The sequence below is a fragment of the Streptomyces griseus subsp. griseus genome (assembly GCF_003610995.1).
Lineage (GTDB): Bacteria > Actinomycetota > Actinomycetes > Streptomycetales > Streptomycetaceae > Streptomyces.
Genome location: NZ_CP032543.1, coordinates 377,239 through 392,466 on the forward strand (window position 1 = coordinate 377,239; position 15,228 = coordinate 392,466).

Below are 15,228 nucleotides of genomic sequence, written 5' to 3' on the forward strand. Positions count from 1 at the left end.
GACCCTCTCCCCTCAGCCGGCGGACCGCGCTCGAAGGACCTCGATGACCTCCCTGCACCAGTCGCGGTTGGCGCGCTCGAAGTCCAGCCCGCGGCGGCAGGTCAGATAGGGGCCGATCCGCTCTCCGTACCGCAGGAACTCCTCCTCCGCCCGCTCGCCGCGCATCCCCTTGAGCAGCGCCTCGAACTGCGCGGCCTTGGCCCCGGCGAACTCCGCCCGCTCGGCCAGCCGGGCGATCAGCTCACCGGGGTCGAGATGGTCGGCCGCCTGGACCTTGACGAGCAGGTCGTCCCGGATGAACGAGGGCTTGGCGGCGACCGCCGCGAACCGCTCCAGCTCGGCGAGACCGCCGTCGGTGACCCGGAACAGGCGCTTGTTGGGCCGGGTGTCCTGCACGACCTCACGCCCGGCGACCAGGCCCTCCTTCTCCAGCTTGGCCAGCTCGGCGTACAGCTGCTGGGGCAGCGCGTGCCAGAAGTTGGCGACGCCCATGTCGAAGGCCTTGGCCAGCTCGTATCCGCTCAGCTCCTCGTCCAGCAGCGCCGCCAGCACGGCGTGGCGCAGGGCCATCGGACCGCCTCCCTCTCGGTGTCCGCGCACCCCTGTCCAGGAGCGCGCGGTCCATGATAGTCATGAAAGTGACTACTCATATTTATGAGTAGTCACTTTCATGAGCACCAGCCTTCGAGGAGACGCCATGACCACCGCAGTGGACCGCTTCCGCACGGCCGTCGACACCCGCGACCTCAGCGCCCTGGACGATCTGTTCACCGAGGACGTCCGGTTCTACAGCCCGGTGAAGTTCACCCCGTTCGAGGGCCGGCCCATGGTGCTGGGGCTCTTCGGGGTCCTGCTGCGCACCTTCGAGGACTTCCGCTACGTCGGAGAGTTCGGGGGCACGGCACAGACCAGCGTGGACGGCGCCGAGGCCCCGGCCGCGGTCCTCCTCTTCCGAGCGACCGTGAACGGCAAGGAGATCCACGGCATCGACCTGGTCCACCTCGCCGAGGACGGGCGGATCAAGGAATTCACCGTGATGGTCCGGCCCCAGTCCGCCGTGCACGCGCTCGGCGAGGCGGTCCTCGCCGGGCTGGTGGCCGACGGACTGGTCCCGACGGAGTAGCCCTCTCCCGGCTATCCCTCCAGCGCGTCCGCGACCAGGCCGAGGAAGCGGGCGTGGTCGCGGGGGCCGTACAGGGGCTCCGGGTTCCACGGCACGACCGGCTCCCCGCCGTCCCGGCCCAGCTCGTCGGGGGGGCGGCGTGGGCGCGGATGTCGGCGAGGATCACATCGGGGCGCAGCGCGAAGGTCCCGGCCCGGTCGAGGGTGGACCAGTTGGCCCCGGGGCCCGGGGCCGGCTCCACCAGGTGGACGCCGAGCTCGGTCAGGACGCGCAGCTCGGGCCACATCCCGGGGCGGGCGACATGGGCCTGATCGGGTCCGGCCGGGGAGAGGGCGAGGACGCGGGGCGGGTCGGCCGCACCGGCGGCGGCGACGGCCCGCAGCCGCTCCCGGGCGGCGTCGAGGTCGGCGTCCGCGTCGGCGCGGCCCCCGGCGCCGAGCGAGCGGGCCAGCTCGGCGAACCGGTCGCCGATCTCCTCGAACGTCCGGGCCTGGCTCACATCGAGGACGACGACCGGGACCCGCTCCTCCAGCTGCTTGGCGGTCTCCGGCGCCAGCCCGTACACATGGCCGTTGCCGTAGCTCACCGCGACCACCAGATCGGTCCCGCCGCTCAGCAGCCGCTCCACGTCCAGCCCGCTCCCCGCGCCGACGTACGCGACCTCGTCCAGCGGAAGCGTGCCGGTCTTCTCACGGTCGGGCTCGGGACCGTCGTGGTCGGAGCCGAAGATCCCCTGCGGCCGGATGCCGAGGCCCCACAGCGTCGCCCCGGCCTGGACATAGGCGAGCACCCGCTCGGGCCGCCGGGGCGCCGTCGACAGCTGACCCCGGTCGTCGGAGAAACGCCATTCGCTCTGTTCCGTCACGCCACACACGCCCCTCTGCCACCGACTGCCGTACCGCTTGTGCGAGTTCGTACAGGTGTACCTGCCCACCTGCTCACCGCCACACCCCTCGACCCGGCACCGACCTTCGTACCACCCCGTATGCGGCGCGACGGGCGGTCGAGTTCACCCGGTGTTAGAAAGGAGACACGTTCAGCGATCTTGGCGGCCGCCTCCGCCCGCCCTCTCCGATGGAGACAACTCCCCATGCGCGCACCCCTCTTGAAAGTGACTCTGGCCGCCGGCCTCGCCGCGTCCCTCTGCGCCGCCCCGTTCCTCACCGATACGTCGGCGAGCGCCCCGGCCGCTCCGGCTCCGGCTTCCGGAGCGGTGCGCTGCCCGGTCGTGGACGTGCTGGTGGTCCACACCCCCAAGGCCGCCGAACGGCTCGGCGGCCAGCACCGGGTCCCGGCGTCGGCCCAGCGGATCGCGACCCGGATGAACCGCTCGCTGGCGGCCGACGGGCTCTGCGGGACCATCCGGATCGTCCACCCCTACACGGCGAAGGAGTACGACGGTTCGGAGGAGTTCCGCGCCGCGTACGCCGTACTGAAGGACCACACCTCGGGGCTCGGGCGCCAGGTGCACGAGCAACGCGAGCGGTACGGCGCCGATCTGGTGACGCTCGTCGTGGAGCGGGCCGAGCGGGGCGGCGGCACCGCGGACTACACGTCCGCCCTCGACAGCTCCACCCATGAGTACGCGTACTCCGTCGTCGAGGTCGACGGGATCGAACTGGACTCGGCGAGCCACGAGATCGGGCACAACCTGGGCCTGGCCCACGACCGCACGACGCTGGCGTCGGACACCGGCGGGTCGATGAACGTGAGCCGCACCCGCCCGTACAACACCGGCTGGATCACCGAGGACGGGCAGCACTACACCCTCATGGCGTACCGCGCCTCGTGCGGCACCCACTGCAAGCGCATCAGCCGGTTCTCCAGTGCGAAGGGGAGCTGGCGGGGCCACCGGCTCGGCGACGAATCGAACGACAGTGTGCGGGTGCTGCGCGAGACGATGCCGATCGTGGCCGGATACCGTTCGAAGACCTGACCCGGCCGGGCCCCGTGGCCCGTGACCGGGCCGTACCGTCACGCCGCCACGACAAGGACCCCCTCATGGACCGCATGCGCGCCGTGCGCCTGCACCTGCCCACCCGCACGCTCTCCGTCGAGGAGGTGGCGAAGCCGGTGCCGGGGCCCGGCGAGGTGCTGGTGAAGGTGGCGGCTGCCGGGGTCTGTCTCTCCGATGTGCATCTCGTGGACGGCACGCTGACGCCGGTGTATCCGGCGGGCGACTCCGTCACCCTGGGCCATGAGGTGGCCGGGACCGTCGACGCGCTCGGGCCCGGTGTCGAGGGCTGGACGGCCGGGCAGAGAGTGGTCCTCCAGGCGGGCGAGCGACGCGGAGGCCGGACGCACACGAGAGGGGTCGACTACGACGGCGGCTGGGCCGAGTACGCCCTCGCCTCGGCCGCCACCCTCGTCGCCCTGCCCCCCACGCTCCCCCTCGACCAGGCGGCGATCATCCCGGACGCGGTCTCGACCCCCTGGGCGGCGGTGACCGTCACCGGTGAGGTACGCCCCGCGCAGGCCGTCGCGGTCTGGGGCGCGGGCGGGCTCGGGGCACACGCCGTGCAACTGCTGCGGGCCGTGGGCGCGTGCCCGGTCATCGCGGTGGACCCGGCCCCCGCCGCCCGGGACCGGGCCCTGCACTTCGGGGCCGATCTGGCGCTGGACTCCGGAGACCCGCTGCTGCGGGAGCAGGTGCTCGGAGCGACGGGCGGCGCGGGGCTGGAGGCGGCCTTCGACTTCGCGGGCGTACCCGCCGTCCGGGAGCAGGCCTTGGGCGTGCTGGCACCGAAGGGGCGCCTGGTGCTGGTGGGGCTGAACGACCAGCCGCTGACGGTCGCCCACTCCACCCGGTTCAGCTACCTCCAGCACCGGATCCTGGGGCACTACGGCTCCGAGGAGCACCATGTGGCACAGCTCGTCCGGCTCGCCGAGGGCGGGCGGCTGGACTTCTCCCGGTCGATCACCGGCGTACTGCCGCTGGAGGAGGCGGCGACGGCGGTGCGGCGGATGGAGACCAAGGAGGGCGACCCGGTCCGCCTCATCCTGCGGCCGTAGCGGGATCCTCCTTCGGTTCCGGCTTCGGTTCCGGTTCCGGTTCCGGCTTAGGCTCCGGCTTCGGCTTCGGCACCTTCGCCGGCTCCCGCCGGTCCAGCTCCACGTTGAACTGGGCGCCGGCGAGCAGGGAGAGGTTGGCGAACCAGACCCAGATCAGGAAGACCACCAGCCCGGCGAGGGAGCCGTAGAGCCTGCTGTAGCTGCCGACCTGGGTCGCGTACAACGCGAAGAGCGCCGACGCGGTGAGCCAGAGGAAGGCCGCCAGCACGCCGCCGGGCAGGCCGCGGCGGACGCCGCGCGCGGAGCGGGGGCCGGTGCTGAAGAGGACCAGGATCAGGCAGGCGACGAGGCAGAGCAGCACCGGCCACTTCAGGACGACCCACAGGGTCTGCCCCTCGTGGGGCAGGCCGACGCGGCCGCCGAGCCAGCGGGCCAGGGGGCCGGTCATGACGAGGGCGAAGGCGCTGGTCATCAGGAGGACGAGCAGGCCGATCGCCGAGAGGACGATGATGTGCGCCTGGCGCAGTGGCGGGCGGTTGTCCCGGACGCCGTGCATGGCGTGCATCGCGCGGCGGAAGACCGCGAGGTAGCTGCACGCGGACCACACGGCGCTGACCGACCCGGTGGCGACGAGCAGCCAGACGGCGGAGCGCTTCTCGGTGGCCGCCTCCAGCGGGCGGCGCAGCGCCTCCCCCGACTCGGCGGGTGCGAAGGCCGTGATGTCGGCGATCAGGGCGGTGGTCGCGCCGGGGTTGGCGAGGCCGATCACGGAGACGGTGACGAGGAGGGCCGGGAGCAGCGCGAGGATGGCGTAGTAGGTGAGCGCGGCGGCCCAGTCGGTGATGTCGTCGTTCCACAGCGATACGGGGGTGCGGCGCAGGGCGGTCAGCCAGTGGCGCGGCGCGCGGGGGCGCCCGGTGGCGGTGCGTTCCGCGGCTGCGGCGGTCTGGGTGGGCAAGCTGGTTCTCCGGGGACGTGTTCGGACGCGGCGGGGCGGGGCGGGGCGCTCGTCCGACGGACGCCCCGACTTCCCTCGATCCTCTCCTGCCACGTACCGGCCCGGGCACACCTGCCCGGGCCGTATGGCCTTCCCTGATGTTCCGTGGGCCGTCCCGGCGGGCGGTCAGTCGTTGACGGCCGTGAGGAGGACCACCGCGTCCTGGAGGGCAAGGAGCCCGTGCCGCTCCTGCGGGATCGGGTGGAGGGTGCCGGCCGGGAGGTCGGCGTCGCCGGAGCCGGCGGTGAGGCGGACCGTGCCGCGCAGGACCAGGAGGGAGGCGGCGGGCGGGGCGTTGTGTTCGTCGAGGGCCGAGCCGGAGGTGAGCGCGATCACCGTCTGGCGCAGGGGCGGTTCCTGGATGAGGAGGTGCGCACTGCGGCCGTGCGCGGAGGTGCGGGCGGCGGCCAGGTGCTCCTCGGCGAGTGCGTTGAGGTCGTCCATGGTGCCTACTCTGCCGCAGCGCCTGCCGCCCCGCGATCGTGCCGGCCGCGGGACGGCGGGGCGGATCGCGACGCCTGGAGCGGGCCAGCTGGATGAACGCAGGATTTCCCTCATGTTACGCAAGTAGCCGACAGCTGCACGCACAAGGCGGCGACCCAGATGTGGGGCTGCTCAGCGGGGCGCTTTCGCGGTCGAACCGCGCACCACCAGCTCCGGCTCGAACAGCAGCTCGCCGGGCGGCACCGCACCTCCCTGGATGCCCGCGCAGAGCAGTTCGACGGCGGCCCGGCCCATCGCCTCGATGGGCTGGCGGATCGTGGTCAGCGGGGGTTCGGTGCAGCTCATGAAGGCCGAGTCGTCGAAGCCGACGACCGAGACGTCCGAGGGCACGCCGAGGCCACGCCTGCGGGCCGCCCGGACAGCGCCGAGCGCCAGCGGGTCGCTGGCGCAGATGATGCCGGTGATCCCTCGCTCCAGCAGCCGGGAGGCGGCGGCCTGACCACCCTCCAGGGAGAACATCGACCTCTCGATGTTCTCCTCGGGCAGCTGCCCTCCGGTGGCGGATGCGACGGAGCGGGCCGCCGCCAGCTTGCGGCGGGAGGGCACGTGGTCGGAGGGACCGATCACCACGCCGATGCGCTCGTGGCCGAGGGAGGCCAGGTGGCGCCAGGCGCGTTCGATGGCGACCGCGTCGTCGCAGGAGACGCAGGGGAAGTCGAGTCCTTCTATGGGGGCGTTGATCAGCACGACGGGGATGCGCCGCTCGGCCAGCCGGTGGTAGTGCTCATGGGCCTCGTCGGCCTGGGCGAAGAGGCCGCCGGCGAAGACCACCCCGGAGACCTGCTGCTGGAGCAGGAGGTCCACGTAGTCGGCCTCCGAGACGCCGCCCTTGGTCTGGGTGCACAGGACCGGCGTGAGCCCCTGCTGGGCGAGTGCGCCGCCGATCACCTCGGCGAAGGCCGGGAAGATCGGGTTCTGGAGCTCGGGGAGGACGAGGCCGACCAGCCGGGCCCGCTCGCCGCGCAGCTGGGTGGGGCGCTCGTAGCCGAGGACGTCCAGCGCCGTGAGCACGGACTGCCGGGTGGTCCGGGAGACCCCGGGCTTGCCGTTGAGCACCCGGCTCACCGTGGCCTCGCTGACCCCAACCTTCTTGGCAACCTGAGCAAGTCGTCGCGTCATGACCGCAAGACTAACGTAAGCAATGCAAACTTCCGACTTACCGATGCAAGGAATATACGCGGAAAGGGCGCCTCCCGGCCAACGGGAGACACCCCTTCCTCCGTTCTGCCCGCCTCCTCGCTACGGGTTGATGTTGATCTTGAAGGTGGAGGTCGTGTTCCGGATGTCCTGGGCGTTGTTGCTGAGCCTCAGCCGGTTGAAGGTGACCTCGCCGACCGCGGGACCCTGCCCCGCCTCCGGCATCTCGTTGGCCCAGAGGCCGAAGCCGGACTTGGCGTCGAAGGCGTCACCGCTCTTGCGCGCACCCGAGATCGACACATCGGTGAGCACGGTGTCCTTGATCGGGAACTGCGGCTGTCCGCCGACGTAGTTCGTCTGGAACATGATGCCGCTGTACGTCGGATCGACGATGTCCACGTTGGAGATCCGGATCCCCTGGAACACCTTGGAGGCGGAGAAGAGCCAGATTCCGGGGAAGGTCTGCGACCCCCAGAAGTGGCCGCCGGACCGGACGATCGAGACGTTCTCGATCTTCGTCGGCTGGGTCCCGAAGCCGTTCATCGGATAGCCGAAGTCCAGCGAGCTGACCGTGATCCCGGAGTACACCAGGGTGTCGGCGATGTGGATGTTGCGGAAGGTGTTGTCGTACCCGCCGTAGACGGCCACACCCGCCGCCCGCCAGGTGAGGATCGAGGTCAGGTTCTCGTAGAGGTTGTTCTTCATGTCCGCTCCCCCGGCGTCGATCGCCGAGAAGAGCGCGAAGCTGTCGTCACCGGTGGCTCGCGCCTCGATGTTGGTGACGAGGTTGTCGGTGGACCCGTTGGTCATGTTGATGCCGTCGGCGAACATGTTGCGGATCCGGGAGTTCTTGATGGTGATGCTGTCGGTGTTGGCGCCCCAGTAGAGGCACACCATGTGCTCGTTCCAGATGTTGTCGATCACGATGTCCGACACGTTGGCGAAGTCGAACACCTTGCCCGGCCCGTCGATGCGGGAGGTGTAGTTGCCGAAGTAGGCGAAGTTGGCGAACGAGGACCCCTTGGCACTGGCCTCGGCCCGGAAGCCGATGTCGGTGTTGTCCTGTGTGCTGGGGGCGTTGAACCGGGTGTACCAGGGCCCGGCGCCGACCACCTTGACCGCTTTCCCGTACACCTGGAACTTGCTGGCGGTGCTGTACTCCCCGGGCGGCAGGTAGACGCCGACCAGGTTTCCGGTGGTGTCCATGCGGACCCGGTCCAGGGCGTTCTGCACGTCCTGGTGGGTGAACCCGGTCGGCATGGTGTACGCGGCGGGGTTCGGGTTGGCGACCGGTGCGACCTGCTCCAGGCTGATGAAGTCGATCGCGTACGTCGTGGAGTTGGCGGCGTCCTTCTGGAGCCGGATCTTGGCCCCGGCCGGGACGGTCTTCCCCAGCATGACGTTGGCCTCGTCATAGATGTGGCGGGGAGCTCCGGAGCCCGGGGAGTTGCCGGGTGCGGCCTCGTTCCCGTACAGCCAGGCGTACTTGGAGGTGAGGTCGATGGCTTTGAGGAAGGTGCCGTCCACGTAGAGGTTCAGCGTGGAGTTGATCCCGCCGCCGCCCGCGGAGTCCGGGATGGAGAACCGGGTGACGAGCGTGTTGGTGGCCGCCCGGGTGGTGAACTCGACGTAGTTGCCGCTGTTGTTGAGGGTGACGGCCTTACGTCCGGAGGCCTCGCCCGCGATGTCGCCGACGGTCCGGTTGGGGCCGACGACCTGGGCGCCGCCGCCGGTGGTGCCGTCCTCCGCCTCGTACATGGCGTACGGCATGTTGGCGCCGCGGCCGACGAAGAGGGACTCGGTGGAGGTGTTGTTCTCGCGCTTGACCGGCAGTTCGTTGGCGTCGGCCGCCAGCACCGTGCGCAGGGTGTACGAGCCGTTGACGGCGGTCCAGGTGCCGAGGGAGACGGGTGCGGTGGTGGCGCCCGCCGCGATGGTCCCGGTGTGCGCGCCGGTGAAGGTCTTCACCGTGGCGCCCTGGGAGTTGAGCAGCGTGAGCGTGATGCCGTGGCTGCCGCTCGCGGAGGCGATGGTGCCCTGGTTCTTGATGGCGACGGAGAAGGTGACGGTGTTGCCCGCCGACGGGGCGGAGGGCGAGGTGGTGACGGATGTCGCGACCAGGTCGGAGCTGGAGACCGGCTGCACGACCAGCGGGGAGGCCGCCGTGTAGGTGTTGTTGGTCTCGTTCTGCTCGATGACCTCGTTCTCCGGGTCCGCGACCGCGCTCAGGACGTAACTGCCCGCGCCCCGGGCTCCGATGGCCGCGCTGACCTGGGTGGAGGCACCGGCGGCCAGGGCGCCGACGCTGCCGGTGGCGACCTTGGAGCCGCCGAGCCTGAACTCGACCTTGCTGGCCGGTGCGGCGAGCGCACCCGCGTTGCGGACGGTGGCGGTCAGGGTGATGGTGTCGGACTCCACCGGGGTGGCCGGGGATGCGGTGATGCCGGTGACCTGGAGGTCGGGGTTGGCCGCCGGGGCGCCCAGCACCTGGAACTCCGCGACCTGGCCGGCGCCGGAGCCGCTGTTGGCGGTGAACTTCAGCTGGACGTCGGCGATACGGGCGGAGACCGGGATGGTCACCGTGTTGCCGCTCGCCGGGCTGAAGGCGTAATCCTTCGCGGCTACCAGGGAGTTGAAGGACGAGGAGCTCTGCTCGCGGCCCAGGACCTCGATCCGCTGGGTGCGCGGGCCCCAGCTGCTGTCCGGGTTGAGCTTGACGACGACGCTCTGGGTGTCGGCGTTGGAGCCGAGCTGGACCGTGAGCGTGTTGGGGTAACTGCCTCCCGCGCCCTCCCAGTAGGTGGCGGTGCTGTTGTCGTTGGCGTTGGCGGCGACGAAGGTGTGCACCACCGAGGAGGCCGTGATCGGCTTGTTGACCGCGAGGTTGGAGGCGGCCCCCGTGGAGCCGTTGCGCGTCACGGTGTTGCTGTCGGTCGACACGTTGCCCGCCGCGTCCTTGGCCCGGACGAAGTAGCTGACCGTGGCGGTGGCCGGCTGGGTGTCGGTGTACGTCAGGACGTTGCCCGCGACCGAGCCGCGCAGCACGTTGTTGGCGTAGACGTCGTAGCCGGTGACGCCCTTGTTGTCGGTGGATGCCTGCCAGGTGAGCCGGATCTGGCCGGCGGCCGGCTCGGTGAACGCAAGCGCGGTGGGGGCGGTGGGCGCCTGGGTGTCACCCGTGTCACCGGTGCGGGTGACGGTGTTGCTGTTGGACGAGACGTTCCCGGCCGCGTCCTTGGCGCGCACGTAGTACGAGACGGTCTGCCCGGCCGGGCGGGTGTCGGTGTACGTGGTGACGTTGCCCGCGACGGTGGCCAGCAGGGTGTTGTTCGCGTAGATGTCGTAGCCGGTGACGCCGGTGTTGTCCGTGGCCGCCTTCCAGGTCAGCCGGATCTGGCCGGTGGCGGGCTCGGTGAACGCCAGATCGGCCGGTGCGGTCGGGGCCTGGGTGTCGCCGGTCGCGGGTCCGTAGACCTCCAGCTCGGCCAGCTGGGCCGAGGGGCTGCCGGAGTTGGCGGTGACCAGGACGCGGACGTACCGGGTGGTGGTGGGATCGAAGGAGATCGTCGCCGACTGTCCGCCCGCCGCGTCGAAGCGGTACTCCTTCGAGGCGGTGAGATCGGTGAACTCGGCCCCGTTGGTGGAGGCTTGGAGCTTCAGCGTCTGGCTGCGCGCCGCCCAGCCGTCGGGGAGCCGCAGGACGACCCGGTCCACGCGGACCGACGAGCCGAGGTCGGCCTCGATCCACTGCGGGAACGCGTTCTCCCGGCTCGCCCAGTAGCTGGCCCGGTTGCCGTCGTTGGCGTTGGCGGCGACGTAGCTCCCGTTGCCGCTGCTGGCCTTGAGGGTCTTCCCGGCCGCGAGGTTGCCCGACGACTCGGCGGCCGCCCGGACCTCCAGCTCGGAGAGCTGAGCGGCCTGCCAGCCGGTGTTGGCGGTGATGTTCACCCGGACGAAGCGGGTCAGCGTGGCCGGGAATTCCACCTTGACCGTGTTGGCGGAGCCGGGGCTGAAGGAGTACGCCGCCGAACCCTTCAGGGTCGCGAAGCTGGTGCCGTCCGCGCTGCCCTGGAGGGAGAGGGTCTGGGTGCGGCTCTCCCAGGACGGCGGGAGCTTCAGCGTCACCTCGTCGACGCGGGCGGACGAGCCGAGGTCGGTCTGCACCCACTGGGGCAGGTTGCCGCCCGCGCTCTCCCAGTACGTCGACGCGTTGCCGTCGGTGATGTTGGGTGCGGGGTACTCGGCATGGGCGCTGCTCGCCGTCGCGGCCCGGCCCGCGGCGAGGTTGGGTCCGTCGGCCGCCGAAGCGGTGAGCGACGGCCAGCCGATCATCAGAAGACTGGTCGTGACCAAGGCGGATATCGCCCGCCATCTCCAGCGTTGGGCTCTCATAGCTCCCCGATCTTCGGCCTCGGCGCGGGACGCGTCGAAGGCGCGGCTCTGGATCCGTAGTCAGGAAACACGCGATTCTGCACGCACTACGGCTTGGTTTTGCGTTGTGCGGTCAGAGAGTTGCAGAGAAATGAGAGACCGTCCACTGTTCCGGCAACAGCCGGATGGTGCGGGCCGGTGAGCGGATCAGCTACCGCGATCACCGCTCACCGGCCCCACCTGGCGGTGTGTCAGAGACCGCCGGTGTAGAGGAGCAGATCGGGCGAGCCCTGGCCGAGGCCGGAGAGCACCTTCGGGGTGGCCGTGTCGGTCAGCCACCGCGTGACGGCGGCGGGTGTGGCCGAGGGGTTCTCCTCCTTGTAGAGGGCGGCGACCCCGGCGACGTGCGGGCTGGCCATCGAGGTGCCGTTCAGGGAGACGGTGCCGCCGCCGAGCTTCGCGGAGACGATGTCGGCGCCGGGGGCGTAGAGCGAGAGGCAGGAGCCCCAGTTGCTGAACGAGGTCTCCCGGTCCTGGCGGTCGCTCGCGCCCACCGTGACGACGCCGTCGGCCGCGGCCGGGGAGACGTCACAGGCGTCCTGGTCCTCGTTGCCCGCCGCCACCACCGGCAGGACACCCGCGTCGGCGACGGCTTCGACCGCCGCGTCGACGGCCCGGGAGCGGGCCCCGCCGAGCGAGGCATTCAGGACGGCGGGGGTGGAGCCGGCCGCCGCGTCCTTGGCCACCCAGTCGAACCCGGCGATGATGCCGGCCCAGGTGCCCCGGCCCTGGCAGTTCAGGACCCGTACGCCGACCAGGGAGGCGTCCTTCGCCACTCCGGAGGTGGAGCCCGCGACGGTCCCGGCGACATGGGTGCCGTGGCCGTTGCAGTCCTGCCCGTCGCGGCCGTCGCCGACCGCGTCGTACCCCTTGACGACCCGGCTGCCGAACTCGGCGTGCGCGGCGTCGATCCCGGTGTCGACGACGTACACCTTCACGCCCTCGCCCGTGGCGGTGGTGGTGAAGGTGTCGTCCAGCGGCAGGGCGCGCTGGTCGATCCGGTCGGTGCCCCAGGTGGCCGCGGGGGCCCGGAAGAGGCCGCCCGTCCGGGGCGCCTCCACGGCCACTTCGGCGTTCTCCTCGACGGCGAGCACCCCGGGGACGGCCCGGACGGCCTCCAGTTCGGTAGCGGTGAGCGTGACGGCGAACCCGTGCAGGACATTCCCGTACGTGAACAACGGGCGGAGCCCGAACTCCTCCAGCACGGTGTCCGGAGAGAGTTCGGGCTCCAGGGTGACGATGTACTGCCCGGGGACGGCCCGGGCGGAACGCTCCACCGGGACCCCTTCCGGTCCGGTGTCGGCGGTGGCCGGGGTGGTGGTGCCGATCAGCGGTGCGATCAGCAGCAGGGCGGCCGGGGCCCATCGGGCACGCAGGCGCATGCAGGTCTCCTCGGGTGGGGGCGTTCGCGGAGCGGATACGCATCCGCGAAGAGCGAATACCCGTTCCGCGGCCCCCGCCCGTGCGGCGCCTGGGCCGTTCAGCCGGACAGCGCAACGCCCGCCGCGCGCTCCAGCTCGGCCAGTTCCCGGTCGGGGTCGGTCCCGGGGTCGTGGTTCGCCCAGCTGCCGACCGCCACTTCGGCGGTGATGCCGGGCCCGAATCCGGCGATCAGGCCCTGCGCGGACTCGGCCGCGCCACCGTCGTCGAAGAGGCGGGCGAGCGCGTCGAAGACGACGGAGCTGGCGATGTTGCCGCGTTCGGTGAGGGTGGCCCGGCTGTAGCGGAACATCTCCATCGGCAGGTTCAGGAAGTGGCAGAGGTCGTCGAGGATGCGCGGGCCGCCGGCGTGGACGATGAAGAAGTCCATGTCGGGCACCGACCAGCCGTGCAGGTCGACCAGGTCCTGGAGGACCGGCGCGAGCATCTCCATGGTGCCGGGCACGCGCTTGTCCAGCAGGAAGTGGAATCCGGTGTCGCGGACGGCGTAGGAGATCCAGTCCTCGGTGTCGGGCACGAGGTGGGAGCCGTTGCGCTCCAGCTTCATGCCGGTGCCGCCCTGCCCCCGGACGACGGCGGCGGAGATGGCGTCCCCGAACAGGCCGTTGGAGAGCAGCGATCCGACGCCGATGTCGGTGGGCTGGTAGCAGAGCGAGCAGAACTCGCAGGAGACGATGAGGACGTTGGAGTCGGGGTAGGCCCGGCAGAAGTCGTGGGCCCGGTTGATCGCCGCGCCCCCGGCCGCGCAGCCGAGCTGGGCGATGGGCAGTTGTCTGGTCCCGGGTCTGAACCCCATGGTGTTGATGAGCCAGGCGGTCAGCGAGGGCATCATGAAGCCGGTGCAGGAGACGTAGACGATCAGGTCGATGTCGTCCGGGTCGGTCCCGGCGTTGGCGAGGGCCTGCCGTACGACTTCGGGGACCCGGGTTTTGGCCTCGGCCTCGTACACCTGGTTGCGCAGCTCGAAGCCGGGGTGCCTGAGGGTCTCCTCGATCGGCTGCACCAGGTGGCGGGTCTGGACCCCGGTGTTCCGGATGAGCCTCAGGACGAGGTCGCGCTGGGGGTGCCCGTGGTGGGTCTCCCGGGCCAGCTCCAGGGTCTGCTGCATCGTGATGACGTGTTCGGGCACAGCGATGGCGGGTCGGCACAGGGTCGCCATGGGTTCTCCTCGTATCTGGGAGCGGAGGCTCTCGTCACCACGTGACGGGCAGGGCGAGCGGGTAACGCCAGATGGACGTCGTGTTCCACCGGATGTCCTCGGGCTCGGCGTCGAGACGCAGGGCCGGGAAGCGGGCCAGCAGGGTGGAGAAGGCCACTTCCAGTTCCATGGTGGCGAGCGGCGCACCCAGGCAGTGGTGGGCGCCCCAGCCGAACGTCATGTGCGGGATCGAGGGCCTGGCGGGGTCCAGCTCGTCGGGGCGGTCGAACTTGGCGGCGTCCCGGTTGGCCGTCAGGTACGACACATGGACCACGTCGCCCGCCTTGATGGCGACCCCGCCCAGTTCCACGTCCTCCAGGGCGATCCGGGGGATGCCGACGCCCTTGCGGAAGGGGATATACCGCAGCAGCTCCTCCAGCGTGCGGGGCAGCCGCTCGGGTTCGGCCTGGAGCGTCTTCAGCAGCTGGGGCCGGGTGAGCAGGGTGTAGGCGATGTTGCCGAGCTGGTAGGTCGTGGTGTCCTGGCCGGTGATCAGCAGGACCATCGCCATGACGGCCAGTTCCCTGTCGTCGAGGAGTTCGTCGCCGTCGCGGGCGGTGGCCAGGGTGCTGATGAGGTCCTGGCCCGGGGAGCGGCGGCGCTCGGCGGTCAGCTCGGTGAAGTAGCCGCGCAGTTCGGCCTTGGCCCGTACGGCGTCCTCCTTGCCCGCCGCGCCGACGTTCATCATCGTCATGGCGTGGGCGCGCAGCCACGGGCGGTCGGCCTCGGGGATGTCGAGGGCCTCGCAGATGGTGATCAGCGGCAGCGGAGAGGAGACCCGGGCGACGAAGTCGGCTGGTGAGCCCTCGTCCTCCATCCCGTCCAGCAGCCGGTCCACGACGCGCTGGGTGCCCTCCCGCATCTGCTCGACGCGGCGCGGGGTGAAGCTCTTGGCGACCAGGCTGCGCAGCCGGCTGCTGGCGGGCGGGTCCATGAGATTGATGGACTCGGCCTGGACGATCGGCTCGGGGGTCATCCGGGGGAAGTCCCGGCCGAGTACGGCGCTGCGGCTGAAGCGCCGGTCGGTGGTGACCGTCCGGACGTCCTCGTACCGGGTGACGAGCCAGGCCTCGCCCTCTCCGTACGCCATACGGATGCGGGAGACGGGCTCCTCGGTGAGCAGTTCCTTGAGCTGGGGGTCGAACTCCAGCTGCTGTGCGAAGTCGAACGGACAGCTCCGTACGGTTTCCTTGTCGTGGACCGAGGGGTCGTGCGTCGAGGCGTCGTGCACCGAGGCGTTCTGCACCGAGGTTTCTCCCAACGACCGGTTCGGGGGTTTCAGGGCGTCCCGGCTCAGGGCCCGGAACAGACCTCCCCTGTGTCCCCCGTGGTACCGCGAAACATGTCACCGGTGTTCCGCAGTCAGCCGATCAGAGGGGGCGCACG

11 protein-coding genes and 1 pseudogene are annotated in these 15,228 nt (G+C 70.9%); 3 read left to right on the forward strand and 9 right to left on the reverse strand.

Annotated elements, in window-relative coordinates:
* Positions 1-12 precede the first annotated feature (12 nt).
* Positions 13-570, reverse strand: a complete 558-nt coding sequence (locus D6270_RS01655) for a PadR family transcriptional regulator (protein ID WP_109167112.1) — start codon at positions 568-570, stop codon at positions 13-15.
* 127 nt (positions 571-697) lie between these two features.
* Here D6270_RS01655 and D6270_RS01660 point away from each other — a divergent pair, with 127 nt between their 5' ends.
* Positions 698-1,123 (forward strand): nuclear transport factor 2 family protein, encoded by a 426-nt coding sequence (locus D6270_RS01660; protein WP_109167111.1) that lies wholly within the window; start codon positions 698-700, stop codon positions 1,121-1,123.
* An 11-nt stretch (positions 1,124-1,134) separates the two neighbouring features.
* Here D6270_RS01660 and D6270_RS01665 read toward each other — a convergent pair.
* Positions 1,135-1,988, reverse strand: a pseudogene (locus D6270_RS01665) (ABC transporter substrate-binding protein).
* 225 nt (positions 1,989-2,213) lie between these two features.
* Here D6270_RS01665 and D6270_RS01670 point away from each other — a divergent pair.
* Positions 2,214-3,059 (forward strand): M12 family metallo-peptidase, encoded by an 846-nt coding sequence (locus D6270_RS01670; RefSeq protein WP_109167109.1) that lies wholly within the window; start codon positions 2,214-2,216, stop codon positions 3,057-3,059.
* A gap of 65 nt (positions 3,060-3,124) precedes the next feature.
* Positions 3,125-4,135 (forward strand): zinc-binding dehydrogenase, encoded by a 1,011-nt coding sequence (locus tag D6270_RS01675; RefSeq protein WP_109167625.1) that lies wholly within the window; start codon positions 3,125-3,127, stop codon positions 4,133-4,135.
* Here D6270_RS01675 and D6270_RS01680 read toward each other — a convergent pair.
* The 7 genes from D6270_RS01680 to D6270_RS01710 form a co-directional block, all read right to left on the reverse strand.
* Positions 4,119-5,093 (reverse strand): YihY/virulence factor BrkB family protein, encoded by a 975-nt coding sequence (locus tag D6270_RS01680; protein WP_109167108.1) that lies wholly within the window; start codon positions 5,091-5,093, stop codon positions 4,119-4,121. The two genes, D6270_RS01675 and D6270_RS01680, sit on opposite strands and share 17 nt — an antisense overlap.
* Positions 5,094-5,258: 165 nt before the next feature.
* Positions 5,259-5,576: a cupin domain-containing protein gene (locus tag D6270_RS01685; RefSeq protein WP_109167107.1), complete on the reverse strand. Its 318-nt coding sequence runs from the start codon at positions 5,574-5,576 to the stop codon at positions 5,259-5,261.
* A gap of 171 nt (positions 5,577-5,747) precedes the next feature.
* The gene (locus D6270_RS01690) at positions 5,748-6,755 is read right to left on the reverse strand and encodes a LacI family DNA-binding transcriptional regulator (RefSeq protein WP_109167106.1); all 1,008 of its coding nucleotides are present in this window, start codon (positions 6,753-6,755) and stop codon (positions 5,748-5,750) included.
* Between the two features lie 120 nt (positions 6,756-6,875).
* A complete protein-coding gene (locus D6270_RS01695) occupies positions 6,876-11,165 on the reverse strand; it encodes a discoidin domain-containing protein (protein ID WP_151414648.1) in 4,290 nt (1,429 codons plus the stop codon).
* Positions 11,166-11,395: 230 nt separating this feature from the next.
* Complete coding sequence (locus D6270_RS01700; RefSeq protein ID WP_109167105.1) at positions 11,396-12,586, reverse strand: S8 family peptidase; 1,191 nt, start codon at positions 12,584-12,586, stop codon at positions 11,396-11,398.
* 98 nt (positions 12,587-12,684) lie between these two features.
* Positions 12,685-13,803, reverse strand: coding sequence for a type III polyketide synthase (locus tag D6270_RS01705; RefSeq protein ID WP_109167104.1), 1,119 nt, complete (start codon positions 13,801-13,803; stop codon positions 12,685-12,687).
* A 34-nt stretch (positions 13,804-13,837) separates the two neighbouring features.
* On the reverse strand, positions 13,838-15,073 hold the full coding sequence (locus D6270_RS01710) for a cytochrome P450 (protein ID WP_109167624.1): 1,236 nt from the start codon (positions 15,071-15,073) through the stop codon (positions 13,838-13,840).
* Positions 15,074-15,228 lie beyond the last annotated feature (155 nt).

Coding starts and splice junctions, on each gene's coding strand:
- D6270_RS01655 (WP_109167112.1), bottom strand. CDS start 570: ATGGCCCTGCGCCACGCCGTGCTGGCGGCGCTGCTGGACGAGGAGCTG.
- D6270_RS01660 (WP_109167111.1), top strand. CDS start 698: ATGACCACCGCAGTGGACCGCTTCCGCACGGCCGTCGACACCCGCGAC.
- D6270_RS01670 (WP_109167109.1), top strand. CDS start 2,214: ATGCGCGCACCCCTCTTGAAAGTGACTCTGGCCGCCGGCCTCGCCGCG.
- D6270_RS01675 (WP_109167625.1), top strand. CDS start 3,125: ATGGACCGCATGCGCGCCGTGCGCCTGCACCTGCCCACCCGCACGCTC.
- D6270_RS01685 (WP_109167107.1), bottom strand. CDS start 5,576: ATGGACGACCTCAACGCACTCGCCGAGGAGCACCTGGCCGCCGCCCGC.
- D6270_RS01690 (WP_109167106.1), bottom strand. CDS start 6,755: ATGACGCGACGACTTGCTCAGGTTGCCAAGAAGGTTGGGGTCAGCGAG.
- D6270_RS01695 (WP_151414648.1), bottom strand. CDS start 11,165: ATGAGAGCCCAACGCTGGAGATGGCGGGCGATATCCGCCTTGGTCACG.
- D6270_RS01700 (WP_109167105.1), bottom strand. CDS start 12,586: ATGCGCCTGCGTGCCCGATGGGCCCCGGCCGCCCTGCTGCTGATCGCA.
- D6270_RS01705 (WP_109167104.1), bottom strand. CDS start 13,803: ATGGCGACCCTGTGCCGACCCGCCATCGCTGTGCCCGAACACGTCATC.